The sequence below is a fragment of the Pelagibius sp. Alg239-R121 genome (assembly GCF_947331435.1).
GTDB lineage: Bacteria > Pseudomonadota > Alphaproteobacteria > Kiloniellales > Kiloniellaceae > Denitrobaculum.
In genome coordinates this window covers 421,180-445,402 of the sequence record NZ_CAMZOF010000004.1, presented here as the reverse complement: position 1 = coordinate 445,402, position 24,223 = coordinate 421,180, and the positions used below count along the sequence as shown (strand labels likewise).

Annotated in this window: 21 protein-coding genes; 14 read left to right on the top strand and 7 right to left on the bottom strand. The window is 58.7% G+C overall.

Features of this window, described 5'->3' with window-relative positions; all coding sequences use genetic code 11:
* The first annotated feature begins 73 nt into the window (after window positions 1–73).
* The 5 genes from QMZ18_RS15575 to QMZ18_RS15555 all read left to right on the top strand — a co-directional run bounded on the left by QMZ18_RS15575 (window position 74) and on the right by QMZ18_RS15555 (window position 4,772).
* Complete coding sequence (locus QMZ18_RS15575; RefSeq protein ID WP_282607230.1) at window positions 74–535, top strand: MarR family winged helix-turn-helix transcriptional regulator; 462 nt, start codon at window positions 74–76, stop codon at window positions 533–535.
* Window positions 536–852: 317 nt separating this feature from the next.
* Window positions 853–1,884, top strand: coding sequence for an NAD(P)/FAD-dependent oxidoreductase (locus QMZ18_RS15570; RefSeq protein WP_282607229.1), 1,032 nt, complete (start codon window positions 853–855; stop codon window positions 1,882–1,884).
* A 100-nt stretch (window positions 1,885–1,984) separates the two neighbouring features.
* Window positions 1,985–2,542, top strand: a complete 558-nt coding sequence (locus tag QMZ18_RS15565; RefSeq protein WP_282607228.1) for a TetR/AcrR family transcriptional regulator — start codon at window positions 1,985–1,987, stop codon at window positions 2,540–2,542.
* A complete protein-coding gene (locus QMZ18_RS15560) occupies window positions 2,539–3,654 on the top strand; it encodes an alcohol dehydrogenase family protein (protein ID WP_282607227.1) in 1,116 nt (371 codons plus the stop codon). The genes QMZ18_RS15565 and QMZ18_RS15560 overlap by 4 nt, the downstream gene beginning before the upstream one ends.
* Window positions 3,651–4,772 (top strand): mandelate racemase/muconate lactonizing enzyme family protein, encoded by a 1,122-nt coding sequence (locus tag QMZ18_RS15555; protein WP_282607226.1) that lies wholly within the window; start codon window positions 3,651–3,653, stop codon window positions 4,770–4,772. The genes QMZ18_RS15560 and QMZ18_RS15555 overlap by 4 nt, the downstream gene beginning before the upstream one ends.
* Before the next feature lie 68 nt (window positions 4,773–4,840).
* Here the strand turns inward: QMZ18_RS15555 and QMZ18_RS15550 are convergent, their stop codons facing one another.
* From QMZ18_RS15550 to QMZ18_RS15530, 5 genes are all read right to left on the bottom strand, one after another.
* Window positions 4,841–6,076 (bottom strand): Coenzyme F420 hydrogenase/dehydrogenase, beta subunit C-terminal domain, encoded by a 1,236-nt coding sequence (locus QMZ18_RS15550; protein ID WP_282607225.1) that lies wholly within the window; start codon window positions 6,074–6,076, stop codon window positions 4,841–4,843.
* Window positions 6,077–6,191: 115 nt separating this feature from the next.
* Window positions 6,192–8,087: a sulfate adenylyltransferase subunit CysN gene (cysN, locus tag QMZ18_RS15545; RefSeq protein ID WP_282607224.1), complete on the bottom strand. Its 1,896-nt coding sequence runs from the start codon at window positions 8,085–8,087 to the stop codon at window positions 6,192–6,194.
* Window positions 8,087–8,989 carry a sulfate adenylyltransferase subunit CysD gene (gene cysD / locus QMZ18_RS15540; protein WP_282607223.1) on the bottom strand — a complete coding sequence of 301 codons (903 nt, stop codon included), beginning with the start codon at window positions 8,987–8,989 and terminating at the stop codon, window positions 8,087–8,089. Before cysD ends, cysN begins: the two co-directional genes overlap by 1 nt.
* Window positions 8,990–9,009: 20 nt before the next feature.
* On the bottom strand, window positions 9,010–9,765 hold the full coding sequence (locus QMZ18_RS15535) for a hypothetical protein (protein WP_282607222.1): 756 nt from the start codon (window positions 9,763–9,765) through the stop codon (window positions 9,010–9,012).
* A 12-nt stretch (window positions 9,766–9,777) separates the two neighbouring features.
* Window positions 9,778–10,623 carry a hypothetical protein gene (locus QMZ18_RS15530; protein WP_282607221.1) on the bottom strand — a complete coding sequence of 282 codons (846 nt, stop codon included), beginning with the start codon at window positions 10,621–10,623 and terminating at the stop codon, window positions 9,778–9,780.
* A gap of 112 nt (window positions 10,624–10,735) precedes the next feature.
* Here QMZ18_RS15530 and QMZ18_RS15525 point away from each other — a divergent pair, with 112 nt between their 5' ends.
* Together QMZ18_RS15525 and QMZ18_RS15520 are read left to right on the top strand one after the other, a co-directional pair.
* Complete coding sequence (locus QMZ18_RS15525) at window positions 10,736–11,644, top strand: LysR family transcriptional regulator (RefSeq protein WP_282607220.1); 909 nt, start codon at window positions 10,736–10,738, stop codon at window positions 11,642–11,644.
* A gap of 182 nt (window positions 11,645–11,826) precedes the next feature.
* On the top strand, window positions 11,827–12,546 hold the full coding sequence (locus QMZ18_RS15520) for a hypothetical protein (RefSeq protein ID WP_282607219.1): 720 nt from the start codon (window positions 11,827–11,829) through the stop codon (window positions 12,544–12,546).
* A 60-nt stretch (window positions 12,547–12,606) separates the two neighbouring features.
* Here the strand turns inward: QMZ18_RS15520 and QMZ18_RS15515 are convergent, their stop codons facing one another.
* Entirely contained in the window at window positions 12,607–13,716 is a 1,110-nt protein-coding gene (locus QMZ18_RS15515; protein ID WP_282607218.1) for a saccharopine dehydrogenase family protein, read from the bottom strand.
* A gap of 127 nt (window positions 13,717–13,843) precedes the next feature.
* On the opposite strand from QMZ18_RS15515, the gene QMZ18_RS15510 reads away from it, so the two are divergent.
* Window positions 13,844–14,275, top strand: coding sequence for an Lrp/AsnC family transcriptional regulator (locus QMZ18_RS15510; RefSeq protein ID WP_282607217.1), 432 nt, complete (start codon window positions 13,844–13,846; stop codon window positions 14,273–14,275).
* 84 nt (window positions 14,276–14,359) lie between these two features.
* Here the strand turns inward: QMZ18_RS15510 and QMZ18_RS15505 are convergent, their stop codons facing one another.
* The gene (locus QMZ18_RS15505; protein WP_282607216.1) at window positions 14,360–17,314 is read right to left on the bottom strand and encodes a PAS domain S-box protein; all 2,955 of its coding nucleotides are present in this window, start codon (window positions 17,312–17,314) and stop codon (window positions 14,360–14,362) included.
* 515 nt (window positions 17,315–17,829) lie between these two features.
* Between QMZ18_RS15505 and QMZ18_RS15500 the strand changes: the two genes are divergently transcribed.
* From QMZ18_RS15500 to QMZ18_RS15475, 6 genes are all read left to right on the top strand, one after another.
* On the top strand, window positions 17,830–18,528 hold the full coding sequence (locus QMZ18_RS15500; RefSeq protein ID WP_282607215.1) for a B12-binding domain-containing protein: 699 nt from the start codon (window positions 17,830–17,832) through the stop codon (window positions 18,526–18,528).
* A 128-nt stretch (window positions 18,529–18,656) separates the two neighbouring features.
* Window positions 18,657–19,268 carry a DUF1638 domain-containing protein gene (locus tag QMZ18_RS15495; protein WP_282607214.1) on the top strand — a complete coding sequence of 204 codons (612 nt, stop codon included), beginning with the start codon at window positions 18,657–18,659 and terminating at the stop codon, window positions 19,266–19,268.
* A gap of 39 nt (window positions 19,269–19,307) precedes the next feature.
* Window positions 19,308–19,622, top strand: a complete 315-nt coding sequence (locus tag QMZ18_RS15490) for a virulence factor (RefSeq protein WP_282607213.1) — start codon at window positions 19,308–19,310, stop codon at window positions 19,620–19,622.
* Between the two features lie 15 nt (window positions 19,623–19,637).
* The gene (locus QMZ18_RS15485; protein ID WP_282607212.1) at window positions 19,638–20,597 is read left to right on the top strand and encodes a methylenetetrahydrofolate reductase; all 960 of its coding nucleotides are present in this window, start codon (window positions 19,638–19,640) and stop codon (window positions 20,595–20,597) included.
* Window positions 20,598–20,959: 362 nt separating this feature from the next.
* Complete coding sequence (locus QMZ18_RS15480) at window positions 20,960–21,865, top strand: methyltetrahydrofolate cobalamin methyltransferase (protein WP_282607211.1); 906 nt, start codon at window positions 20,960–20,962, stop codon at window positions 21,863–21,865.
* Window positions 21,866–22,050: 185 nt separating this feature from the next.
* Window positions 22,051–24,174, top strand: a complete 2,124-nt coding sequence (locus tag QMZ18_RS15475) for an ASKHA domain-containing protein (protein ID WP_282607210.1) — start codon at window positions 22,051–22,053, stop codon at window positions 24,172–24,174.
* The last annotated feature ends 49 nt before the right edge of the window (window positions 24,175–24,223 follow it).

Sequence of the window (24,223 nt, the reverse complement as noted above, 5' to 3'; positions counted from 1 at the left end):
CTAATATAAATACCAATATTTGACTGGGATTCTTTCCCTGAACGATGGAAATCGGATACCGAAGGTAAGTAAATTGAGTATTTTGCCGGCGTCAATTGAAGATAAATCTGAAGATTCGCAGGAGCAGTTTGTGCTTGACCAACAGATCAGCCACTTGCTGCGTCGCGCTCACCAGCGCGCGTCTGCGATTTTCTTGTCGATTCTGGGCGAACACCAGATCACTCCCACCCAGTTCTTTGCGATGGCAAGGCTGCATGAAAAAGGCCAGCTGTCGCAGAATAAGCTCGGGCGCTATGCCGCCATGGATCCAGCAACGATTCAGGGCGTCATCCGCCGTTTACACGAGCGCGGCATGATTGAACGCATCCCGGATTCTACGGACCGTCGACGGATGGTCTTGAGTCTCTCGCCGCTTGGACACAAAACAGTGGAAGAGCTTCTGGCTGGCGCGAAGCGTGTGGACAATGAGATTTTGGGGCCATTGTCCGACGACGAGCGTGCACAGTTCCTGAATCTGGTGAAAAAGGTCGTCTAAATCGCGACCGCTCAGCGCTGAGGCCCGATAATGGGTAGGCGCGTGGTCAAGAAGCGTGGAGCCGCACCGGAACGGTAGCGGCTCCAAACGCTATTTCATGCTTTACCCCACAGCAGAGGTGCGCTAGCTGATAGCGCAATGAGCAAAAGCTCGGCCAACAGCAGCGGCAATTCACCTGCCGTTAGCAGGCACGAGTGCTCGACACCCTGTCTGTTTCTTTGTGTCTCTCTTGCTTCGGTTGCTTTTTATCAGCCAGGGCGCGACGACACGGCGGTTCGGATGACGCTGTAACCTCGGGTTTAGAGTAGATTAGCACCATGACAAACGCCGCAATCGATACCGACGTCATCATTATCGGCGCAGGGCCGGTCGGCCTGTTCGCCGTCTTTGAACTCGGCCTGCTCGACCTCAAGTGTCACTTGATCGACATCCTGGACCGGCCAGGCGGACAATGTGCGGAGCTCTATCCGGAAAAACCCATCTACGACATCCCGGCCCTGCCGATGTGCACCGGTCAAGAACTGACCGACCGGCTTATGGAGCAGATCACGCCCTTCTCGCCGGAGTTCCATTTCTCCCAGATGGCCGAAAAGCTGGAGAAAATGGACGACGGCCGCTGGCGCCTGACCACCGATGCCGAAACCGTACTGCAGGCGCCTGTCGTGGTGGTCGCAGCTGGTGGCGGCAGTTTCGTGCCAAAGAAACCGCCGATCAAGGGCATCGAAGACTTCGAAGGTACTTCAGTGCATTATGCAGTACGCAAGATGGAACAGTTCCGCGGAAAGAACATCCTAATTGCCGGCGGCGGCGACTCCGCATTGGACTGGACGGTCAACCTGCAACCCCTGGCCGAAAAGATGGCCCTGGTGCATCGCCGCGACGAATTTCGCGCCGCCCCGGATTCGGTCAATAAAATGCGCAGCTTGGTCGCCGACGGTGAAATGAACCTGCATATCGCGCAGGTCGCCGCCCTGCACGGTGAAAACGGTCAGCTGGAAGCTGTCACTCTGAAAAACAAGGAACAAGGCGAGTTCCAGGTCGAGTGCGATACGCTGCTGGCTTTTTACGGCCTGACCATGAAGCTGGGCCCCGTCGCCGAATTCGGCCTCAATCTCCATGAGAACCTGATTCCGGTCGACACCGAGAAATTCGAGACCAGCGAGCCTGGAATCTTCGCTATCGGGGATATCAACCATTATCCGGGCAAGCTGAAACTGATCCTTTCCGGCTTCCATGAAGGCGCCCTGATGTCCCAGCAGGCCTTTCGGATCATCCACCCCGATCAGAAGCTGCGCTTTCAGTACACGACCTCCAGCTCCAGCCTGCAGAAGAAGTTGGGCGTTTCCTGATCTTCGGCAAGCCGCAGAACGCAGCCTCTTTTGCCTAGCGAATCAGTTCGGTTCTTCGAGCCTGTTGACGAGGTAGAATGATCGTTCTACCATTTCTTTTATGACAGAGCTGAAAGACAAAATCGCCGCCCGGCTTTCATCGAGCTTTGCAACCAAAGGCTTCTCCGAGCCGGGAATTGATATTCTGCGCCGCGATGCGGGCGTCAGCCTGCGCACTCTGTACAAATACTTCCCCTCGCGCGAAGAAATGGTTAGCGGCGCTTTGGAGCACCGCCATCAAAGCTACCTGCAGCATCTCGCAGGCGACGATGAAAACGGCGACGACATTCTGGAGATGTTTCATCGCCTGGGCGTCTGGCTGGAAGGCAGCGGCAACAATGGCTGCCTTTTTCTCAACGCCTATGCCGCGCATCCGGAGAACGCTCCACTTCGTGACCTAGTTGCCAGACATAAATCTGCAGTACGGAAGAAGTTTTTGGAGCGTTTGCGGGCTGCCGCGCCGGACCGTGATCAGTCTCACCTCCGCTCGCTCGCCGACGCTTTGGCGATCATTCACGAAGGCCAGACAATGACGGCAATCGTCAATGGCCCCCAAAAGGCCACGGAGACAGCCGTTGCTTTGGCCAGGGTTTTACTGACCTCGGAAGGAATTCTATGACTGCTGTTCCCGAAACCATGGCCGCAGTGCTGCTCACCGGGCATGGCGGGCTCGACAAGCTGGACTATCGTGAAGACGTTCCCGTGCCGCGACCCAAGGCTGACGAGGTGCTGATTCGCATTGCGGCAGCAGGCGTGAACAACACCGATATCAATACCCGCACCGCCTGGTATTCGAAAGCCGTCGACCAAGGCACGAACAGCGGTGGCGGCAGCGGCTTTGATCAGGCGGATGACGCGGATGCCAGTTGGTCGGGAACCCCCCTCTCCTTTCCGCGCATTCAGGGGGCCGACGTCTGCGGTATCATTGCCGCCGTCGGCGATGACGTGGACCGCGCCCGGGTCGGCGAACGGGTGCTGGTACGCAATATGCTGCGCCACTACGTCGATTACCGCCCCTATGAATGCTGGACCATCGGCTCGGAAATGGATGGCGGCTTCGCGCAGTTCGCCGTCGCACCATCTCGAGAAACTCACGCGGTGAACTGCGACTGGTCGGACGACGAACTGGCGTCGATCCCCTGCGCCTATTCCACCGCGGAAAACATGCTGCATCGGGCACGGGTGGGCGTTGAACGCGTTGTGGCGGAACGAGTACTGGTCTCCGGCGCATCAGGCGGCGTCGGTTCTGCGGCCGTGCAGTTGGCCAAACGACGTGGTGCTGAGGTGATCGCAATTGCCGCGCAAACCAAGGCCGAGGAGGTATTGACGCTGGGTGCGGACCGCGTGCTTGACCGCAACGCAGATCTGCTCACCGAATTGGGCCGGGAATCCATCGACGTCGTGATCGACCTTGTCGCCGGGGAAAGCTGGCCCGTGTTCCTGGAGCTTCTGGTGCGTGGCGGGCGTTATGCCACGGCTGGCGCCATCGCCGGCCCCTTGGCGCAAATCGATGTGCGCACACTCTATCTGAAAGACCTGACGCTGTTCGGCTGCACCTTCCAGGAAGACGAGGTCTTTGCAAACCTCATCTCTTATATCGAACGCGGCGAGATCCGTCCTCTTGTTGCGAAGACTTATCCGCTTGCCGAAATCGCGCAGGCGCAGGAGGATTTCCTGGCCAAGAAACACACCGGCAAACTGGTCCTCATTCCCCCAGCGGTGAAGCCGTGAAGATCGCAAAGATTGAACTCTATCAGATCGACCTACCCTACTCGGGCGGACTCTACAAACTGTCGGGTGGACGGGAATACCGCAGCTTCGACGCCTCCATCGTGCGGGTCATCACCGACGATGGAACCGAGGGCTGGGGCGAGAGCACGCCCTTTGGAAGCTCGTACATAGCGGCCCACGCCGGCGGCACCCGGGCCGGTATTGCCGAGATCGCACCACACCTTCTTGGCCGGGACCCGCGTCAGCTCGACCGGATCAATGAAGCCATGGACGAAGCCCTGCTGGGTCACAATCATGCCAAAACCGCAATCGATGTCGCCTGCTGGGATGTTTTCGGCAAATCCGTCGGTATGCCGGTCTGCGATCTTCTGGGCGGGCGTACGGAATTTCGAATGCCGACGATCTCCTCGATCTATTCCGGCACGCCAGAGGATATGCGGGCTCGCGTTGCCGATCATCGCGCGCGCGGCTACAGGGGTCACTCGGTCAAAATCGGCGCGCTCGACAGCGAAGGTGGCCCTGCTTTGGATGCGGAACGCATCACGGCCTGTCTGGCCGACCGCCAGCCGGGTGAGTTCTTTCTCGTCGATGCCAACGGCGGACTGATCCCGGAAACGGCCCTGCGCTTGCTGCGCTTGCTACCGGCTGGTCTCGATTTCGTACTGGAAGCTCCCTGCGCCACCTGGCGCGAGACCCTTTCGTTGCGCCAACGCTGCAGCGTACCGATCATTCTGGACGAACTCGCTCAGACGGATGAAGACATCTTGCGGCTGGTGGCGATGGATGTTGCGGATGGAATCGGACTGAAGATATCCAAAAACGGTGGCCTCACCCACGGCCGGCGGCATCGTGATATTTGCCTCGCGGCAGGATTGAGCATCAGCGTACAGGACACGGTGGGTTCTGCAATCGCGTTCGCCGGCATTGTGCATCTGGGTCAGACCGTGCCCGAACAAAGCCTGCGTTGTATTCTGGATTGCCGGGATATGGTTTCAATCGAAACCGCCGCTTTCGACGCCCCGGTCGAACACGGCGGCGTCCTTGCGCCCAAGCTGCCCGGTCTGGGTGTCACACCTGATCTCAGCGTCTTGGGCGCACCAAAAGAAACTTACGATTAAGATCTAATTGTCCACTAACCACCTGATTAACAGAAGAATTCACGTTTTTCTGGTTCAGGAAAAAACGCTCAGACTTCAGGCATAGGTTCTGAGAAGCGCCCTTCCCTGGCGCGTTTGACCGTCCCGTCGAATTCAGCCTGGCTCTGTGCCTGATCGAGCGCTTGCCCGAGCGCCTCGATCCGCAGGCCATCGGTCTGCGGTGCTGGAAAACCGGCATGCTGGAGACCTTCATATCTTGACTTCAGTGCCTTTTTCTTACGGACTTGATGCGGCTGCAGATCGTCGAACTGCCGTGGCGTAATGGCATCTCCCAGGATGAGGTCCCCGGACGCGGCAGCAGCTTCAACCAAGGCCTCCCCCGCAGGCGACCGGACGATGATTCCGTTGAAACCGGCATCTTCACCAGTGGGACCGCCGCCCGGCCAGACATCAGCCGCGGCAACGTCGCTTGCCTCGCCCAATGCATCGGGGCAGAGCTTGCAGCGGGTCTCCAACTGCCACCCTGCCTCGTCTGCCCAAAGATCCAGGTAGGTCTTTTCGAAAGCCCGGCCATCGCGTGTCTCCACGCGGGTCAGGCCAGGGTTGCCATATCCCCGATAGCGAAAAACACTGACCTCCTGCTCTTCGATTCCGAACTCGCGCAAAAGCTCCTGCGATTTTTTCAGCCGCGATTGTCCGCCGCAGACCATCGCCAGCCGGTAGATGCAGAGGGCATCGACCCGAGGATCACTCTTCGAAAGATTATGTACAGCGTTCAGATCGCAAGGTTTGGCAACGACCGCGAAGGGTTCACTCCGCTCGAGCGCGCTCATGAAACCCGCCAACGGGGCCACAGGGCCGTACCGCGAGCCCGCGCCCGAAACCACGTCATAGGGCGTCCTGCTGATTGTCCAGCGGCTGCGCATGGGCTGATCGGGGTCGGCAACGACGTGCAGGACGAAAGCGACCTTGCCCGACTTGACGAGATGCAGTGCCAGCGCCGTCAGCGCTCCCCCGGTGGCGGCCCGAAAGCGCACGTCCTGATGACCGGCCCAGGCATAGCGCATACTGCTGTGCTGCCCCCAGATAGGATCGGGCTCACTCTCGCCGAACGCGCGCGGACTGACGGTCACACCAGGACAGGCGGACAGAAGCCGGGCTTGTTCTTCCCCGGTGAAGTCATCCGCGGGGGTCGGGCGCAATGATCCGTAGTCGGTCATCACCATGCGAACGCGTCCACGCGTCACGGCTTCACAAAGACCGCAGTTGATACAGAGGCCGCTGGTGACGACCTCAGAGATGCTCGTAGCTGTTTTATTGCTCATGCGGCCAGCACCCTCAATTTTTCATGAATTCGACAGGCGCTGGTCAAATGATGATGCAACGCCGCTGGCCGAAACCCTCTATCGCAAGACCGCCCGGGTCAACGATGACCTGTTTTCACTGGTGCCTTTCCAGATACGCAATAATTTGGTCAGCCAGTACTTCAGGAGCGATTTCGCCGCTTTTTAGGACGAGCTCCGCATTTTCGGGAATCTCGTAATCGGAATCGATACCGGTGAAATTCTTAAGCTCACCGGCGCGGGCTTTCTTGTAGAGGCCCTTGGGGTCCCGTTGTTCGCAGATCTCGATCGGCGTATCGACAAAGACTTCGATGAACTCGCCCTCCTCCATCAGCGCACGCGCCATTTGCCGCTCGGACCGGAACGGTGAAATGAAGGAGGCCAGCACGATGAGTCCGGCATCCACCATCAGCTTGGCGACCTCCGCGACCCGGCGGATGTTCTCCACGCGGTCCTGATCGGTAAAGCCGAGGTCCTTGTTCAGACCGTGACGGACGTTATCGCCATCGAGCAGGTAGGTGCGCCGGCCCATGGCATGAAGTTTCTGCTCGAGACGGTCGGCGACGGTCGACTTTCCCGAACCTGACAAACCGGTAAACCACAACACACGCGGTTTTTGCGCATTGATCGCTGATCGTGCAGCCTTGTCGATCTTCATGTCGTGCCATTCGATATTGCTGGCACGCCGAAGCGCAAAATCGACCATCCCTGCAGCAACCGTGGCGTTGGTGAACTTGTCGACCAGGATAAAGGCACCGGTCTGGCGATTGTCGCTATAAGCGTCGAAGGCGACAGCCTGGTCGACCGCTATTTTGCAGTAGCCCACTTCGTTTAAACCCAGGGTTTTGGCTGCGAGATGGTCCAGTGTATTTACATCGATTTGATGGACCAGATCGGTCACGCGAGCGACGGCCTGGCCGCAAACAAAGCGCGCTACGTAAGTGCGCTCGGGGAGCATCGCTTCGTTGTCCATCCAGATGACATGCGCGGCAAATTGATCGACCACTTCCGGCGGAGCCTCCGGATCGGCCAGAAGGTCACCGCGGCTGATATCGATTTCGTCTTCCAACAGGACCGTTACCGCCTGCCCGGCGACTGCTTGTTCAAGATCACCCGCTGGGCCGACAATCCGTTTCACCCTGGACGCCTTACCGGAAAGACTGGCCAGAATTTGTCCGCCAACCGAAACGCTGCCGGACGAGACCGTGCCGCTAAACCCGCGGAAGTCTTGACTGGGGCGGTTGACCCACTGCACGGGCAGCCGGAAGGACTTCGCGGCCTCGACACTTGAGCGGTCGTCATGAACTTCGATCTCTTCCAGGAGAGTCATGAGCGAGGGACCGCTGTACCAGCCCATTTCACTGCCCGCAGCAAATACATTCTCTCCAGTCAAAGCGGAGAGCGGGATGGCGTGAACGTCGTCAAGTTTCAGTTGTCGCGCGAACGCAAGATAGTCTTCGACGATCGTTTCAAACCTGGAGGAATCGTACTTCACCAGATCCATCTTGTTCACCGCCAGAATGACGTGACGGATGCCGAGCAGGGAAACAATGTAGGAATGACGCCGCGTTTGGGTCAGTACGCCTTTTCGGGCATCGATCAGGATGACCGCCAGATCGGCGGTCGAAGCGCCGGTTGCCATGTTGCGGGTGTATTGTTCGTGGCCTGGTGTATCGGCGGCTATGAACTTGCGCTTGTCGGTTTCGAAGTAACGGTAGGCAACATCGATAGTGATGCCCTGTTCGCGTTCAGCCTGCAGTCCGTCCACGAGCAAAGCGAGGTCGACTTCGTCGCCTTGGGTACCGTACTTCTTGCTTTCGCCCTCGGTGGCGGAGAGCTGATCCTCGAACACGGTCTTGGAATCGTACAGCAGGCGGCCGAGAAGGGTCGATTTCCCGTCGTCGACCGACCCGCAGGTAATGAAGCGCAGTTGATCCTTGGCGTCCTGCGCAGAGAGGAAGCTCTCAATGTCGACTGTGTCAGACATGGCCATCAGAAATAGCCTTCCTGTTTCTTCTTTTCCATGGACCCGATCTGATCCTGATCGATCACGCGCCCCTGCCGTTCCGACGCCCGGCTTTGCAGCAGCTCCAGGATGATCTCAGATACGGTGGAGGCCGTGGATTCCATCGCACCGGTGAGCGGATAGCAGCCCAGGGTGCGGAAACGGACCAGCTTGTCCTCCGGAACTTCGCCGGGCTCCAGCGGCAGTCGATCGTCATCCACCATCACCAGAACTCCGTCGCGCGTCACCACGGGCCGAGGGGCGGCAAAATACAGCGGTACCAAGGGGATTTCTTCGCGGTGGATGTATTGCCAGACGTCAAGCTCGGTCCAGTTGGACAGCGGGAAGACGCGGACGCTCTCGCCCGGTGCGACGCGGGTGTTGTAGAGGTTCCAGAGTTCCGGGCGCTGGGCTTTTGGATCCCAGCGATGGGCTTTTGAGCGGAAGGAAAATACCCGTTCCTTGGCGCGGGATTTTTCCTCGTCACGCCGTGCACCGCCGAATGCGGCGTCAAAGCCATGTGCATCCAGCGCCTGCTTCAGGCCTTCGGTTTTCATGACGTCAGTGTGAAGCTTGGAGCCGTGGGAGATGGGACCTATACCCCGCGCGACGCCATCCTGATTGACGTGCACGATCAGATCGAGGCCAAGCCGTGCAGTCATTTCATCCCGGAAGGCGATCATCTCCCGGAACTTCCACGTCGTATCCACGTGCAGCAGCGGAAAAGGCGGCTTGCCCGGCGCAAAGGCTTTCATGGCCAAATGCAGCATCACGGCAGAATCCTTGCCGATCGAATAGAGCATGACCGGGTTGCGGAACTCGGCCGCCACTTCGCGGATAATGTGGATGCTTTCAGCTTCCAACCGATCCAGGTGAGAGAGAGACTGCATGGCACTCGCGTTTGTTTTTCCTACCGGCTCGTGACCACAGATGCCTTCAGCCGGTGCGCATGCAGGTGCTTATAATGGGGCAGACTGTCTTCATAAACCTCTTTCACCCGGTCAGGCAGGCTGCCGATCTCGACGTACCTGCGCTTTTGCGGCTTCAGACCGTCTGAGTTCCGCAAGTTCGCATGAAAGGACCCGCCGTCCCACCAACTGACTTCATCGCGCGCACCGGGTTCCCAGCTCAACGCCTCAGAAATGAAGGGAATGCCCACCGCACGACACCAAGACTGCACCATGCTTCTCGGGTCTTCCAGCAGATCGTCACTGTCGAGCACAGGTGGAGCCGCCCCAAACTTGTCACAGAGCCGGTCGAACAAGGCGCGCTGTTCGACGAAGCCCACCTCCTTGGGATGGAAGTCCGGCCACTTGCTATACATGGAGGAGATTGTCTTAGCCGGATCGCGGATCAGAAAGGAATGGTCGAAGAGCAGGAGCAACTCATCACTCCAGAGATGGTCGACGTAATGCGGGAAGTCCTTGGAGAAGACCGGCCCCTCCTCGGCCAACGCTTTTATATTGTGCAGCACGGAGTCCAGTGTGAGGCCCGGCGTACGAAGACTGTCGTCAGTTACGCGCGGCCAAAGTGGCTCTTCACCCTGATACCAGGCCTCGCCGAAAGGTTCATGAAGGCATTCCATATCACCTCGCTGGCGCATCATCCATTCAAAGGCGGTCGAAGTGGAACGAGGCACGGCCCAGAGTACGAAGATTTTATTCATCTCGAGGTTCCCCTAGTTGCACGCCCCTTTGAGAAGCGTCGACAGCAGCCGGCCCTGTGCACGCCTAGGCGCCAAACCGAGTGTCTTGAAAATACGCCAGTAGAGTGCGCTGTCGGATGAGACGATTGGCCTGCCGACCAGCGCCTCAAGCTCAACTTCGCGCGCGACCATGCGCTCTGGCAGGCCGTCAGCACGCCGGAAGTTCGGCATGCCGTTGACCACGTAGGCATCTACATCAGGCGCCTGCTCGGCCAGCCGCTGCATCGAGCGCGCGGCCGCCTCGCCTGGGAAGATCCAGGACAGGTCATTGACCTCCTGCTGCGTTTCATAGAGCCCGAGGTCGACGAAATTGCCGAAATAGACAAGGTTGAATCCAGCCTGTCTGAGGAACCGGGCGATGCCGTCGCGCCAATCCGGCCAATAATAAACCGAATTGAGCGCAATCTTCTCCGCGCCCAGCTCCCGAAGGCCATCGACCAGACACAGACCAGCCATGTGAAATGGAGTCTCGTAGGTGTCACCGATCCGATCGCAGAATCCGCGAATTTCGTCGGGCGTGGTGCCGGAGGCATGTACCCAATTCGTGCCGACCTGGCCGCAGACGTCGGCACCGTTGTTTGCCATGCATTCCACAAACTCCTCCAGCAGGTGGAAGTTATGCTTCCGCTGGCTCAGTTCGTGTGCGTAACCGGGAACGTGCAGCATACGTCCATGTGCGCCAACCGTCTCCGGCGCAATGCGCAAAAAATCGGTCGGCGCAGCATCGAAGTCGTGTGGCGGTGAGGTAAACCCCACCTGATGAGGGAAAAGCTTTTTGCCCGGGTTCTTCCAGCGTTCCGGTTTAGCGTAAGTTGACACCTTCAACCCCTGTTTCCAGTTACCGTCATACAGATCGTTTTAGGTATAGACTGCACTCGCCCAACCATCTTGTATAATGCTATCGAAGCATAAATGAGATATCATTTCTGATATGAATAAGCGGCGCTTCTCCGTCCCCTCGACCAGCGCGCTGGTCGCCTTCGAAAGTGCCGCTCGACACGGCAACTTCAGCCGCGCCGCACAAGAACTCAATACCTCGCAGTCGGCCGTCAGCCGGCATATCGCGGATCTGGAGGGCCGGCTGGGCGCAAGGCTCTTCGATCGGCATAAGAAAGGTGTGATTCTTAACGCCCAGGGCTCTTATTTCCAGCAGGCGGTCATTTCGGGCTTGGACAGGATTCAAGCCGCGGCGGCGGTCATCTCGAACTGGACAGAAGGCGACGAAATTACCATCGCCTGCACGCACGAGATTTCACACCTCTTTCTCATGCCCCGCTACGAAGCCCTGGAGGCAGCGCTGGGCCGGGAAGTCCAGATCCGGATCATGACCCACGAGTACGACACGCTGGGCCTTCACCTGGAGTCCCGCATCGATGTGACATTTGCTTATGAGTTCCTGGACAAGGCGCCATCGGATTACGTGCAGGTCTTCCAGGAAGCGGTCCAACCGGTCTGCGCGCCAACCTTCGCCAAGGAGCATCATGCAGTACTGTGCCAGCCGGTTTCAAGTTGGAGCGGTCTGCCGTTTCTGCAGCTCACGAAACGCAACCAGGGTTGGGCGACCTGGGAAGATTGGCTTGCCAGCACTGACACGGCAGGCCTTGCGCCCGAATTCATCCGCTTTGACAACTACGTCTATTTGTTGGAGGCAGCGGCAAGCGGGCGCGGTCTCGCGCTCGGATGGCGTGGCTTGATTGAACGGCATCTTTCCTCAGGCACGCTGGTCCCTGTTTCGGACTGTTATGTTTCCTTTGACCGGGCGCTCTATGCTGTCCTGACGCCAAGAGGCCGAAACCGTCGCGCCGCAATCGCCTGCCTGGACTTTCTGGCGAAAGCGTAAGCGCGGGATTCCCGTCCATCGCCAAAATCAAGATCCTGCGCATTTGTCCGGCCCCGCTTCTGTGGGCTATTCCGCCCGATTTCAGGCAGCAGCTGTTCGGAAAGCCTTAACCGCGGCAGTCAAATAGTATCTACTCAGCCACTCATTCAAACCTAAATTAATTTTTCGAAGGCTGTCTGCTCATGTACCCCGCGTCGGTTAGACTTTTTACACAACTCCTGCCGTTCGTCGCTCTGGCTATTGTGGGCGAACTCGCCATTCAGATCGCCAAGGAAAAAATGTCGAGCGGAAGTGGCTTAACCTTCGTCTCAGTACTTATCTGGGCCTACCTCGCTTTTTATGCGCACGCCTCTCTTCTGTTGCCGGACAACCGAGATAAGGCAGAGGACAACAAACGCGTATTCGGCTTCGCGCTAAGGACTTTCGGACTGGGCTTCTTGATGATGATTCCAGTCGTCATAGGCGTAATTGCTGTGTTTTCACAGGTCTTTACCGCCACAGCTACAGCTGGCAGTGAGATCACTGCGTTCGTCGAAATTGGAATCCTGCTGGCCGTCTGCTTCCTGATCGTCTTCGGCCTGCTCGGAACACTTCTCCCCGCCTTCGTCGCCGACAGGGGACGTGGTTTCAGCGTGGCATTTTCGAGAGGCATTTCGCAGTTCCTCTGGACCAGCGGCCATTTTCTCGCCGGTCCGGTTCTCCTCTTTGCCGTGTCCTACGCGATTTCTATCGGTGGGCTCTATGCCATGGATCCGCACATCGACCTGCTGAACGCGTCCTATATCCCAAACATCCCGTTATTCCTGATTCTCATCGTCGCGTATGTGATTCAGGCCCTGGGCACTGTGATGATTGCCTGGGTACTCTCCACTGCGTTTCTACGTGCCGAGGGTCCGGCATAGGTGCCTGTCCGTCGGGGGCGCGATGTGAGGCCCTGACGACGCCAGCTTCAGGATGACGGATTACGCGTAATGCCGGCCAAAGCGATTGCCGAGAAACAGGTCCAAATCGGCCTGCTCCTGTTTCACCAATCCCTGCCCTGGCAGACTACCGTCGCGCACCAGGTCCACCATGGCACAGATCCCAGCGGCAGTGGTCAGTTGGATGGCGCTCCAGCGCTGTCCTCCCATTTCATTGCCATAGACGTTCTTGGCGTAGGACTCCTGGGTCAGGCGGCCGTTCTGCATGCCGCTGACGGTGACGAAGATCACGATCACATCCTGTGGCGTTGCGGGAACCGAGGTTTCCAGAACACTCTTCAGCAGATCACGGTGCGATGAGAGCCCCAAATCGTTCAGCAGAAGCTTGATGATTGCGTTATGACCGGGATAGCGGACGGTCTTGTAGTTCAGGTCCCGCACCTTACCGGCATAGCTCTCGCAGAGCGTCCCCAAGCCCCCCGAGGTATTGAAGGCCTCGTAGGTCACACCGTCCAGGGCAAATTCCTCTAGACCTTCGAGCGGCAACACTTCGCGCATCTCGCCCTCGTGGATGGCCTCACAGGGATTGCAGTACTCGTTAATCAGACCTTCGGTGCTCCAGGTCATGTTGTACTTCAACGCGTTGGAAGGATACTGCGGCAGAGCCCCGACACGCATGCGGATTTCGTGGATCTCATCGAAGCGTTTAGCGAGATCATTGGCGACGATCGAGATATAGCCCGGTGCCAACCCACACTGTGGCACAAAGACCGAACCGGCGCCCTCGGAAAGCCCTTTGACACAACGTGTGCTGGCCACGTCCTCGGTCAGATCGAAATAGCCGGCGCCACAATCCTTGGCGGCTTCCGCGACCACCGGAGTCAGACTGAAGGGTCCGGCATTTAGAACGACATCGTGGCCGGTAATGGCTTCGCGCATGGCGCGGCCATCTGTAACGTCAAGGCAACGGGTCGAGATCTTGCCGTTCCAGGTGCCCTTGAGGCGATCGAGTGCCTGCCCATCCCGATCAGCAATGGTTACGGCGTAATCGTTGGTTCCGCAGAGCAGCGCGGTTATAGCCTCACCAATCTTGCCACCGCCGACAATGAGCGAGCGGGTGGTCTGGTCGTTAGACATTGAAGAGCCGGTCATTTTGACACCTCTGGAAGCGAGAGCGGAAATCATGCCTTATCAGAGCCCAGTATTCTGTCGAAATGAAGTAGGCAATCTGTCAAAATGACGATAAAATCAAGGCAATTTAACGACGGTAACCATAAATATGCCAATAGATGAAAAAGACCTTAAGCTCTTGGAGTTGTTGAAAAACAATGCACGGGAGCCAACGTCTTCCATTGCCAGAAAGCTTGGCGTTTCCCGCTCGACAATACAAAGCCGGATTGAGCGGCTCGAGCGCAGCGGCATAATCAATGGCTACACACTGCGGATGAGTGATGAATACGAACGCAGCCGGATCAAGGCTCATGTCATGATTTCAGTCGCGCCCAAACTCTCCAGCCGGGTCGCGCACAGCTTGCAGGCTGTAACGGAATTGACCGCTCTCTACGCGGTCAGTGGTCCCTACGATCTCATCGCCGTTCTTTCGAGCGAAACAACCGAGCGAATCGACGCGCTGCTCGACGAAATCGGCGCCCTGCCCGGCATCCGCAAAACCACCTCGTCGATCATTCTCTCGACCAAGTTTTCCCGCTGAGAGTCTACCCGACGATATCGATCCACCAGAGGGCAGCCTCTACTTTATAGGGTGACAGTGCAATCGCTAGAAGCTGACCCCGCTTCAGGCAGCCTCGCGCTGGAGAATCCGCTGGGCCGGAAAGACGACCGATATCGACGTTCCTTTGCCGGGCTCGCTATCGATCTTGAACACCGCACCGTGAAGCTCGGCAAGACGCTTGCACAGCGGCAGGCCCAGACCGGTGCCTTCATGTTCACGGCTGACCGTGCTATCGACCTGGCCGAACGGCTTCAGGACCTTCGGAATGTCCGAGGCTGCGATACCGATTCCCGTGTCCTCGACCACCAGCTTGATCCGTCCGCGATAGTTTTGCGCAAAGACACGGATCGTCCCATCGGCTGGCGTGAACTTTACGGCGTTGCTCAGTAAATTGATCAGGATCTGCTTGATCCGGCGCTCATCCGCCATCAGGGGCGGCAATCCGGCCGGCAGCTCGTTGATCAAGGTCACATTGGCCAACTCGGCACGGCTGCGGACCATGGCAAGGCAGTGCTCCGCCGTGGCAGCCAGATCCAGAGGTTCGTCATGCAATTCGATCTTGTCGGCCTCGGCTTTGGAAAGATCGAGAATGTCGTTGATCAGATCGAGCAGATGAAGCCCGGATGATTTGATATCGTCGGCGTAACTTTTGTATCGTTTGTTGCCCAATGGACCGAGCATTTCCATCGACAGGAATTCGGAAAATCCGATCACTGCATTCAGTGGTGTCCGGAGTTCATGGCTCATCACAGCCAGGAAATCAGACTTTGCACGGTTTGCGACCTCGGCATGCTCCTTGGTCTCCACCAGTTCGCTTTCGACGCGCTTCTGTTCTGAGATATCCGTGTGTACGCCGACGTGATACAGCACGGCACCGTCGTCGTCGAACACCGGGTTGACGACCAGGCGGCTCCAGAACTTCGACGAATCCTTGCGGTAGTTCATAATATCTACGCGCACCGGATTATGCGTCTTGAGCCCGCGCTGCAGGGTCTCCAGAGTCGCAGGATCGGTTTCCGGCCCCTGGAGAAACCAGCAGTTTTTGCCCAGCACATCGCCCGGCTCATAACCGGTCAAACGGGTGAAGGCGGGATTGACAAAGATGGTCGGATCGCCGGGGCGCTGTGGATCCGAAATGATGACGCCGGCTTCCGTCGCAGTGACGGCGGCGGCCAAGCGCGTATTCTCCGCAGCCAGCAACATCAGTTCTTTTTCACGCCGTTTGAAAGGCGTGATGTCGCTGTAGAGGCTGATGGTATCACCCTCGGGCGTACGGAAATGTTCGGCCCGGATCCAGCGGTCGCCGTCCAAACGGATTTCATGACTCTCGTTTTTCGCGCGCAGCCGTGCCTGCTTTGCCACCCAGGATCTGGGGTGTTTTGATGCTTCCAGGTTTCGGCCAGCCTTGGCATGGAGCATGGCGATGTCCGTGAAGCTGGCGCCGGGCTGCACCAGTTTCTCCATCCCAGGGAAGAAGAGCTCGCGGAAGCGCCTGTTGCAGAGGATCAGGCGTTCATTGGAATCGAACAGTGTAACGCCGTCCGAACTGCTCTCGATCGCCCGCGTCAGGCGCGCTTGTGCGGCTGCGGCATGCTCGGCAACCATACGCTCCACGGTAATATCCGTACCGGTACCCCGATATCCCAGGAAAAGCCCGTCTGCGTCGAAGCGTGGTTTGCCACTCAGCTTAATCCATCGCAGATGACCGTCCGACAGGTCGATCCGATAGGTAAACTCCCTGAACCCGGCGTAGCGGGCCAGGTCTTCCATGTGGGTCTGGGCGGCCGCGGGATCGATTGCCGGATCGAGCACCTCGAACACCTTGTGGCCGATGAAACTTGAGGGGTCCATGCCTGTGGCATCGCGCACCCGGTCGGAAACATAGGTGAAACTGAGGTCTGCGCCCATTTCCCAGAACCAGTCGGAAGCGGCGTTGGCGATGTCGCGCAGGCGTTCCTCGCTGTCGCTCACCGCTTGCAGCATGGCTTCGCGATTTCGCGCCTCTCGAACCACTGACCGTCCGATCAGAAAGGTTGCAAGCTGCAGGGCCAGACAGGCCGCGGCGGCAAAAATCCAGGATGTCAGGAAGCGCTTACGCCAGATCAGCGAGATATCATCGGCAGATAGGGTCGCAACCAGGATCTGGCTGAAGTGGTCCAGCGCCTTCCAGGTCACGACTTCAGGCTTAAGACCGCCATCGTCATCCGCAAAAACCTTGCTGCCCGAAGCTCTTTCCGCATCGGAAACCACATCGAACAGCATTTCGATGTCCAGAGAAGTATCGTCGCTGCCATCCGGTTGCGGCCTCTGAACCCACAGTCGGCCTTCTTCAGTCACCAGCGTCAGCTTGGCGCCCGTCGGCAGAACCAGGCCGGACCACCATTCCAGCAGAGAACGAATCGGAAAACTCGCGGCGACGAACTTCGCGGATTCGCCATAACGCGTCTGACGGGCGATGGTCGCGAACCAGGTGCCGTCGATGTTGTAGGGAGTGCTTAGGACCGTGCGGCGTTCCTCTGTGGCCTGAGCGAGCACCGACATCAGCTCACTGTGGCCAGGCAAGGGAATCGCCGCCCATTGTTCGCCGACCCGCCCGTCCGACTCGAGGATGGCAGCCTGACGCCAATGGCCGAGAATCTGCGTCAGAGACTCGCTGGGCAGCGGTTTGGAGGATTGCTCATTGACGAGGCTGCCCCATTCGATCTCCCGCAGAACGGCCTCGTGATCGGCAAAAAACAAACCGACCGGGATGGCAGCATCATCCAGCGCCGCTTTGAGTTGATGCCGAACCTCACGCCGGACTTCGTGATAAGTCGTAAAGGCCCAGCCGCCGAGCACGACACAGGACAGCAGGAACAAAACAAGAGAGAACAGGTCGAAACTGCGCCGCAAGTTCCGATCACTGTGTTTAGCTGCACTTAGCGCCGCCCACTTGGGCGTCCATAAAAACGGCCAGCGAAGCTTTGTTTTCCATCGTGGATCCGCTGTCCGGCTAAAGCTCTCTCGGCTTAACCACATCCGGCGAAATCCTGTACCCAGTTGCCCAAACATAATTCTTGTCATCCACGGTCTTGTGACCAATCCAGTCCCCCCTAACCGGCTGTATCCCTAAAATCAGCGCCCGATATCAGCCGTTAGACTTCCATTAAGGTTAACGAACAGACCATAGATGCGTGAAAAAAGAGTTAATATTTACGAAGCTTTAAGCAGGATCAGAGGTCCTTTCGACAAGGCTTTGCACCCGCTTTTGGCCGTCTGGACCTCACCGGCCCATCCGCCTGAAACCAGCCTCCTCAAAGCTTCCCGCAGCCCGCTTCAAAGGGCTCACCAGAACAATGTTTCATGCTTTGTCGCAATTCAGACAGCAGTTGTCGCGAGAGACGAAGCTCAAGGCCCCTCATTCCATGGAAATGTGCATTGGGACTGGCCTTAATGAGGCCCTTGAGGTTCGCCCTGTATTTCAAGAGTCGGCGGCGCGGTAAGCGGCGGCGCGTGTACGGGTGCGATAGCAGACGCGATTAAGGATTAAAGACATGTCGGACGATGACGATCTCGACCTTCGGACCCTTGATGACGATGAACTCGTCAAACAGATGCACGACGATCTCTACGATGGCTTGAAGGAAGAGATCGAAGAAGGCGTCAACATCCTGCTCGAGCGGAACTGGACCCCTTACGACGTCCTGACTCAGGCGCTCGTCGAAGGCATGCGGATCGTCGGCATCGACTTCCGCGATGGCATCCTCTTTGTCCCTGAGGTTCTGCTGGCGGCCAACGCCATGAAGGGCGGAATGTTCATTCTGCGCCCGCTGCTGGCCGAAACCGGGGCGCCCAAGCTGGGCAAAATGGTCATCGGAACGGTCAAGGGCGACATTCACGACATCGGCAAGAATCTGGTCTCCATGATGATGGAAGGTGCGGGCTTCGACGTCATCGACATCGGCATCAACAATCCGGTCGAGAATTATCTGGCCGCGATCGAAGAGCACGAGCCGGATATCCTTGGTATGTCTGCTCTGCTGACCACCACCATGCCCTACATGAAGGTCGTCATCGACACCCTGAAGGAAAAGGGCATGCGGGACGATTATGTGGTCCTGGTTGGTGGTGCACCGCTGAATGAAGCCTTCGGGGAAGCCATTGGTGCGGACGCTTACTGCCGTGATGCGGCTGTCGCGGTGGAAACAGCCAAGGAGTTCATGGCCCGTAAACACAACCAGCTCAGCAAATAGGCCTGAGGCGAACGGACGGACTCGGGAAGCTGGCGAAGACAAAGGGATAACAGGTCCGGCAAAAAGACTGCCGGGCTCAAAATCAGGAACAGCACTGCTGCAGCCTGATGTAACCCCGGATGGATCTAATGCAGAACGGAACGACGGAGGAGACGACCCAACGCACATTGCTGATCGCCTGTGGCGCTCTGGCACGCGAAGTCGTCGATCTGATCCGGCTGAACCATTGGACCCACCTGAGCGTGACTTGCCTGCCCGCGATCTGGCACAACACGCCGCAGAAGATTCCCGAGGGCGTTCGTAAGAAAATCCGCGACAATCGGGACAGCTACGAGAAGATCCTGGTGCTGTACGGCGACTGTGGAACCGGCGGCGACCTGGACCGGGTTTTGGAAGAGGAAGGGGCAGAGCGGATCGACGGCCCGCACTGCTATGCCTTCTACAGTGGTGTCACCGGGTTCAATGAACAGGCCGACGCCGATCCAACCTGTTTCTATCTGACCGATTACCTGGTCCGGCATTTCGACCGCCTGATCATCGAGGGCATGGGTATCGACCGGCATCCTGAACTCCTGCCGATGTATTTCGGCAACTACACCAAACTGGTCTATCTGGCACAAACGGTGGACGCCGATCTGCAGGCCGAAGCCGAGGTCGCGGCACAGAAGATCAATCTGGGCTACGAATACCGCTTTACCGGTTACGGCGAACTGGACAGTTTCATCCGGCAGACTCATTAGGTTGGCGCTCGTCGTGAGCCCACGAAGAAAGAACAGAGAATGGCAAAGTTAACAGTCGTTTACTGGCGCGACATTCCAGCCCAGGTCATCGTGAAGGCTGGGCGCAAGAACGCAAAACGGCAACTCGACGAACGCTTCGAGAAAGCGATAGACCGGGCGGCCATGCGCGCGAAGCTGCGCGACAGCGATTCCTATCTGGAACATTGGCGCCGAGCCGAGCCGAGTGAGGTGAGCGATGATCTTGAGGTAGAAGCCACGCGAGCGGCCGACGCCCTTGAAAGCGCCTACACCGAAGACCGCCTGAAAGAACTGGTCACCAGCGGTGGCCTCGAACCAACATCAGCAGATTCTTGAGCTAAGGATATCGCCATGAACGCTTTCAGCGCCGCGCCCGCTGCTAAAGTCACCAGTCTGAACGGGGCCGACACCATGAAGCAACAGATCATCGATTTCGTGACCGGGTTCACGATCGAGACCACGCCGGGCTCGGCGCTCAAGATTCCCGACTACCGCGATCACCTCCGGCCGGGTGCCAAGGTCGCGGTAACCTTTTTGCCCGGCTCGGACTTCGCCGACACCATCGCGACCTCGAAGCGGCTGAAGGAAGAAGGTTTTCAACCCTTGCCACATTTCGCGGCCCGCTCGATCGTCAGCGCTGCGGTGATGGAAGAGAACCTCAAAAAACTCCAGGATGAGGTCGGCGTTGAAGAAGTGGTCGCCCTCGGCGGTGCTGTGGATACGCCCCTCGGTGCGTTCGAGTCATCGATGGACCTGCTGGAAACCGGTCTGTTCGACAAGTACGGCATTCGCGAAATCGGCGTCGCGGGCCACCCGGAAGGCAGTCCCGACATCTCCGAACATGGCTTAAAAGAAGCCATCACCTGGAAGAACGCCTTTGCGGAGCGCACGGGCGCGAAGCTCTATATTGCCACCCAGTTCTGCTTCGAAGCCGCGCCGATCATCGCCTGGGACCGTGCGATTCAGTCCGAGGGCAACAAGCTGCCGGTACACATTGGCGTGCCCGGTCTGGCGACCATCAAGACGCTCCTGAACCACGCCAAGGCCTGCGGCGTCGGCCCTTCCATGCGGGTTCTGACCCGTCAGGCGAAGAATATTGCCAAGCTGATGACCGTCAACGCGCCTGACAAACTGGTCATGGACCTGGCCCAGTATCACGCCGAAGACCCCAACTGCGGCATTGCCCGGGTGCATATGTATCCGCTCGGCGGCCTGCGTAAGTCGGCGGCCTGGACCTATGCAGTGGCGGACGGCGAATTCGTCATGGATCCCAAAGGCAAAGGCTTCAAGGTCACACGGGATATCTCTTAAGCCGGAAGCGGCTCAGGCATAGGCACATACTATCCTGAGCCGCACTTTTCCCGTCTTAGCACCCTAATTTGGCGGTCAAAATCACGACAGTGCGCTTTTAAGCCATCCGGTGTCGCGGGTGTGACAGCCGCATCTGCTATGATCACAGCTAATCGCGAGAGCATGATCGTTCTTGAGGGAATCAGTCAGGAACGTGAATCACTCTCTACTTTAACAGGTTAGAGGCTGATTCACGTTTTTCACTTTTCAAATGAAAAACGATCAGGCTCTAGGCTTCCGGAACCAATACGGAAACACAAACCACAGACAGCAGGCGCGGACAACAGCGGACACCGCGGCCCTTTGCCAGGAGTTAAAACACCATGTCACGCACCGTTGTCAGCTCGCATTCGAAGGAACTTGTGATCGGCTTTGATCAGCCCTTCTGCATCATCGGCGAGCGCATCAATCCAACGGGCCGCAAGGCACTTGCCGCGGAAATGGCCGCCGGTGACTTCAGCCGCGTCGAAACCGACTGTTTGGCGCAGGTCGCCGCAGGTGCGCACATGCTGGATGTAAACGCAGGAATTCCGCTGGCCGACGAGCCTGCAATTCTGGCGGAGACTGTCAAGCTGGTGCAGTCCCTGACCGACCTGCCTCTCTCGATCGACTCCTCCATCGTCGAAGCGCTGGAAAGCGGTCTGAGTGTCTATCAGGGCAAAGCTCTGGTGAACTCGGTGACGGGCGAAGACGAGCAGATGGAACGCGTTCTGCCGCTGGTCAAGAAGTACGGCGCCGCCGTTGTCGCGATCTCTAACGACGAAACTGGCATCTCAATGGATCCGGATGTCCGTTTCGCCGTCGCCAAAAAGATCGTCGAGCGTGCCGCCGACCACGGCATTCCCAAGGAAGACGTGGTTGTCGATCCGCTGGTCATGCCGATCGGCGCCTTGGGCACCGCGGGCCAGCAGGCCTTCGCCATCGTCCGCAAACTGCGCGAGGAGCTGGGCGTCAACACCACCTGCGGCGCCTCCAACGTGAGCTTCGGCCTGCCGAACCGCCACGCCATGAACGCCTTCTTCCTGGCCATGGCCTCCGGCGCCGGTATGACCTCCGCGATCATGAACCCGCTGCATGAGGAAGAGCTGACGGGCATCATGGCGGCCGACGTGCTGTTGGGCCACGACAAGGATTGCCGTGCCTGGATCAAGAAATTCCGGGCACCCGCCGCGGAAGGGGCCGAGGCCGAAGGCGCTGGACGGCGTGAGCGCCGTCGTCGGAGAGGCTGATCCCGGCGCCAGCGCCGGCGTCGATGGGGCTAAGTCCCCGGCAAGGGTTGGAGCTCGAAAAGCTGTTGGATAGGGACTGCGCTGGTGTCAAAAAGCGCAGTCCATGCCGTCAGGAGACAAGTCAAGGCGCCGAATCAACCATTAGGCTATTCTGAGATTGCAAATCCTCTTGAACCCGGGCAGGTATGTCAGAAGCACTTGAAGAGGCTAGCGGCGCTACTCTGGAACACCAGCCAGCCGCCGCAGAAACAGACGTAACGGGGACGGCGGACAAGGTGGCACAAGAGGCACTGGTCGTATTCACCCCTTCCGGACGCCGCGGACACTTTGCCGTCGGCACACCGGTCCTCAAGGCCGCGCGCAGTTTGGGCGTCGATATCGATTCGGTCTGCGGCGGCCGCGGCATCTGCGGGCGCTGTCAGGTTCAGCCGGAAATCGGCGATTTCGCCAAACACGGCATCCAGAGCCGGGCCGAGAACGTCTCGGAAAGCAACGAGGTCGAGGCGCGCTACAGCAAGAAGCGCGGCATGAAGGCCGACCGGCGCCTCTCCTGCCAGAGCCTGATCCAGGGCGATCTGGTGGTCGACGTCCCCGCCGACAGCCAGGTTCACAAACAGGTCGTGCGCAAGCGCGCCGAAGTCCGCGACATCGAACTCGACCCGGCCATGCGGCTGCACTATGTCGAGGTCGAAGAGCCCGACATGCATAACCCCACCGGCGATCTGGAACGTCTGATCGCTGCCTTGAAAGGCCAGTGGGGCCTGACCGATCTGGAATGCGATCTGCGCACTCTGCAAGGCTTGCAGCAGGCCTTGCGCAAGGGCAACTGGAAGGTCACGGTCGCCGTGCACCGCAGCCAGGTCATCACCGCCATCTGGCCTGGATTTCAGGGCAACGCCTACGGGATGGCCGTCGATGTGGGTTCCACCACCATCGCCGCGCACCTCTGTGACCTCCAGACCGGTGAAGTCCTGGCGTCTTCCGGCATCATGAACCCGCAGATCCGCTTCGGCGAAGACCTGATGAGCCGGGTTTCCTATGTCATGATGAATCCGGGCGGCGACAAGGCAATGACGGCCGCCGTGCGCGACGCGCTCAATGCGCTGACCGAAGCAGTCGCCGAAGAAGCACAGATTGACCGTACCCACATTCTGAATGCCACCTTCGTCGGCAATCCGATCATGCATCACCTGCTGCTCGGCATGGACCCGACGGAGTTGGGCGGCGCGCCCTTCGCGCTTGCTGCCAACTCCGGCATGACCTTGTGGGCCACCGAGCTGGAACTGAACATCAACCAGGATGGCCGGGTCTACGTGCTCCCTTGCATTGCGGGACATGTGGGCGCCGACACGGCGGGCGTCATCCTCTCCGAGCACCCGCATCTGGCCGAGGAAATCACCCTGGTGGTCGATGTCGGCACCAACGCCGAGATCGTACTGGGGAATAAAGAGCGCCTGCTGGCCTGCTCCTCCCCCACCGGACCGGCCTTCGAAGGCGCGCAGATCTCCTGCGGCCAGCGTGCCGCGCCCGGCGCCATTGAGCGCGTGCGCATCGACCCTGAAACGCTCGAGCCAAGATTCAGGGTGATCGGCAGCGACCTCTGGTCCGACGAACCCGGTTTCGCTCTCGAGACCAAAAAGACCGGCGTCACCGGCGTCTGCGGCTCCGGCATCATCGAAGTACTGGCCGAGATGTTCCTGGCCGGCATCCTGCTGACCGACGGCACCATCAACGGCGCGATGGCCGCCAAGACTCCCCGCATCCAACCCGACGGCCGCACCTTCTCCTACCTGCTGCACGAAGGCGACGGGAACGGCGACGGCGAGCCTGAACTGCGCATCACCCAGAACGACGTGCGCGCCATCCAGCTTGGCAAAGCCGCCCTCTACGCCGGTATCCGCCTGCTGATGGACCGCCTTGACATCGAACAGGTCGAGCGCATCATGCTGGCGGGCGCCTTCGGCAGCCATATCGACGTCAAATACGCCATGATCCTGGGCATGATCCCCGACTGCCCCCTGGACAAGGTCCACTCCGCCGGCAACGCGGCGGGCACCGGCGCGCGCATCGCCCTGCTGAACCAGAAAAGCCGCGACGACATCGAAACAGTGGTCAAAAAAGTCGAGAAGATCGAAACCGCCGTCGAAGCCAAGTTCCAAGACCATTTCGTGCAAGCCATGGGTATCCCGCATACGACGGCAGTGTTCCCGCATCTGGCGGCGGCGGTGGAACTGCCCGCGCCGAGTGTGAAGGCTGCGCCGGAGGGCGATGATGATGGGGGAAGACGGCGGCGGAGAAGACGGGGTTAGGGAAAGCGCACTATCGAAGCAGCATACTCTGCATAGTTTCGACGGATTT

What these genes read in the sequence shown, in the direction of transcription:
- QMZ18_RS15570 (WP_282607229.1), top strand. Translation starts at nt 853, where the DNA reads ATGACAAACGCCGCAATCGATACCGACGTCATCATTATCGGCGCAGGG.
- QMZ18_RS15565 (WP_282607228.1), top strand. Translation starts at nt 1,985, where the DNA reads ATGACAGAGCTGAAAGACAAAATCGCCGCCCGGCTTTCATCGAGCTTT.
- QMZ18_RS15560 (WP_282607227.1), top strand. Translation starts at nt 2,539, where the DNA reads ATGACTGCTGTTCCCGAAACCATGGCCGCAGTGCTGCTCACCGGGCAT.
- QMZ18_RS15525 (WP_282607220.1), top strand. Translation starts at nt 10,736, where the DNA reads ATGAATAAGCGGCGCTTCTCCGTCCCCTCGACCAGCGCGCTGGTCGCC.
- QMZ18_RS15500 (WP_282607215.1), top strand. Translation starts at nt 17,830, where the DNA reads ATGTCGGACGATGACGATCTCGACCTTCGGACCCTTGATGACGATGAA.
- QMZ18_RS15490 (WP_282607213.1), top strand. Translation starts at nt 19,308, where the DNA reads ATGGCAAAGTTAACAGTCGTTTACTGGCGCGACATTCCAGCCCAGGTC.
- QMZ18_RS15515 (WP_282607218.1), bottom strand. Translation starts at nt 13,716, where the DNA reads ATGACCGGCTCTTCAATGTCTAACGACCAGACCACCCGCTCGCTCATT.
- QMZ18_RS15535 (WP_282607222.1), bottom strand. Translation starts at nt 9,765, where the DNA reads ATGAATAAAATCTTCGTACTCTGGGCCGTGCCTCGTTCCACTTCGACC.
- QMZ18_RS15505 (WP_282607216.1), bottom strand. Translation starts at nt 17,314, where the DNA reads ATGTGGTTAAGCCGAGAGAGCTTTAGCCGGACAGCGGATCCACGATGG.
- cysN (WP_282607224.1), bottom strand. Translation starts at nt 8,087, where the DNA reads ATGGCCATGTCTGACACAGTCGACATTGAGAGCTTCCTCTCTGCGCAG.
- QMZ18_RS15485 (WP_282607212.1), top strand. Translation starts at nt 19,638, where the DNA reads ATGAACGCTTTCAGCGCCGCGCCCGCTGCTAAAGTCACCAGTCTGAAC.
- QMZ18_RS15495 (WP_282607214.1), top strand. Translation starts at nt 18,657, where the DNA reads ATGCAGAACGGAACGACGGAGGAGACGACCCAACGCACATTGCTGATC.
- QMZ18_RS15520 (WP_282607219.1), top strand. Translation starts at nt 11,827, where the DNA reads ATGTACCCCGCGTCGGTTAGACTTTTTACACAACTCCTGCCGTTCGTC.
- QMZ18_RS15475 (WP_282607210.1), top strand. Translation starts at nt 22,051, where the DNA reads ATGTCAGAAGCACTTGAAGAGGCTAGCGGCGCTACTCTGGAACACCAG.
- cysD (WP_282607223.1), bottom strand. Translation starts at nt 8,989, where the DNA reads ATGCAGTCTCTCTCTCACCTGGATCGGTTGGAAGCTGAAAGCATCCAC.
- QMZ18_RS15480 (WP_282607211.1), top strand. Translation starts at nt 20,960, where the DNA reads ATGTCACGCACCGTTGTCAGCTCGCATTCGAAGGAACTTGTGATCGGC.
- QMZ18_RS15550 (WP_282607225.1), bottom strand. Translation starts at nt 6,076, where the DNA reads ATGAGCAATAAAACAGCTACGAGCATCTCTGAGGTCGTCACCAGCGGC.
- QMZ18_RS15510 (WP_282607217.1), top strand. Translation starts at nt 13,844, where the DNA reads ATGCCAATAGATGAAAAAGACCTTAAGCTCTTGGAGTTGTTGAAAAAC.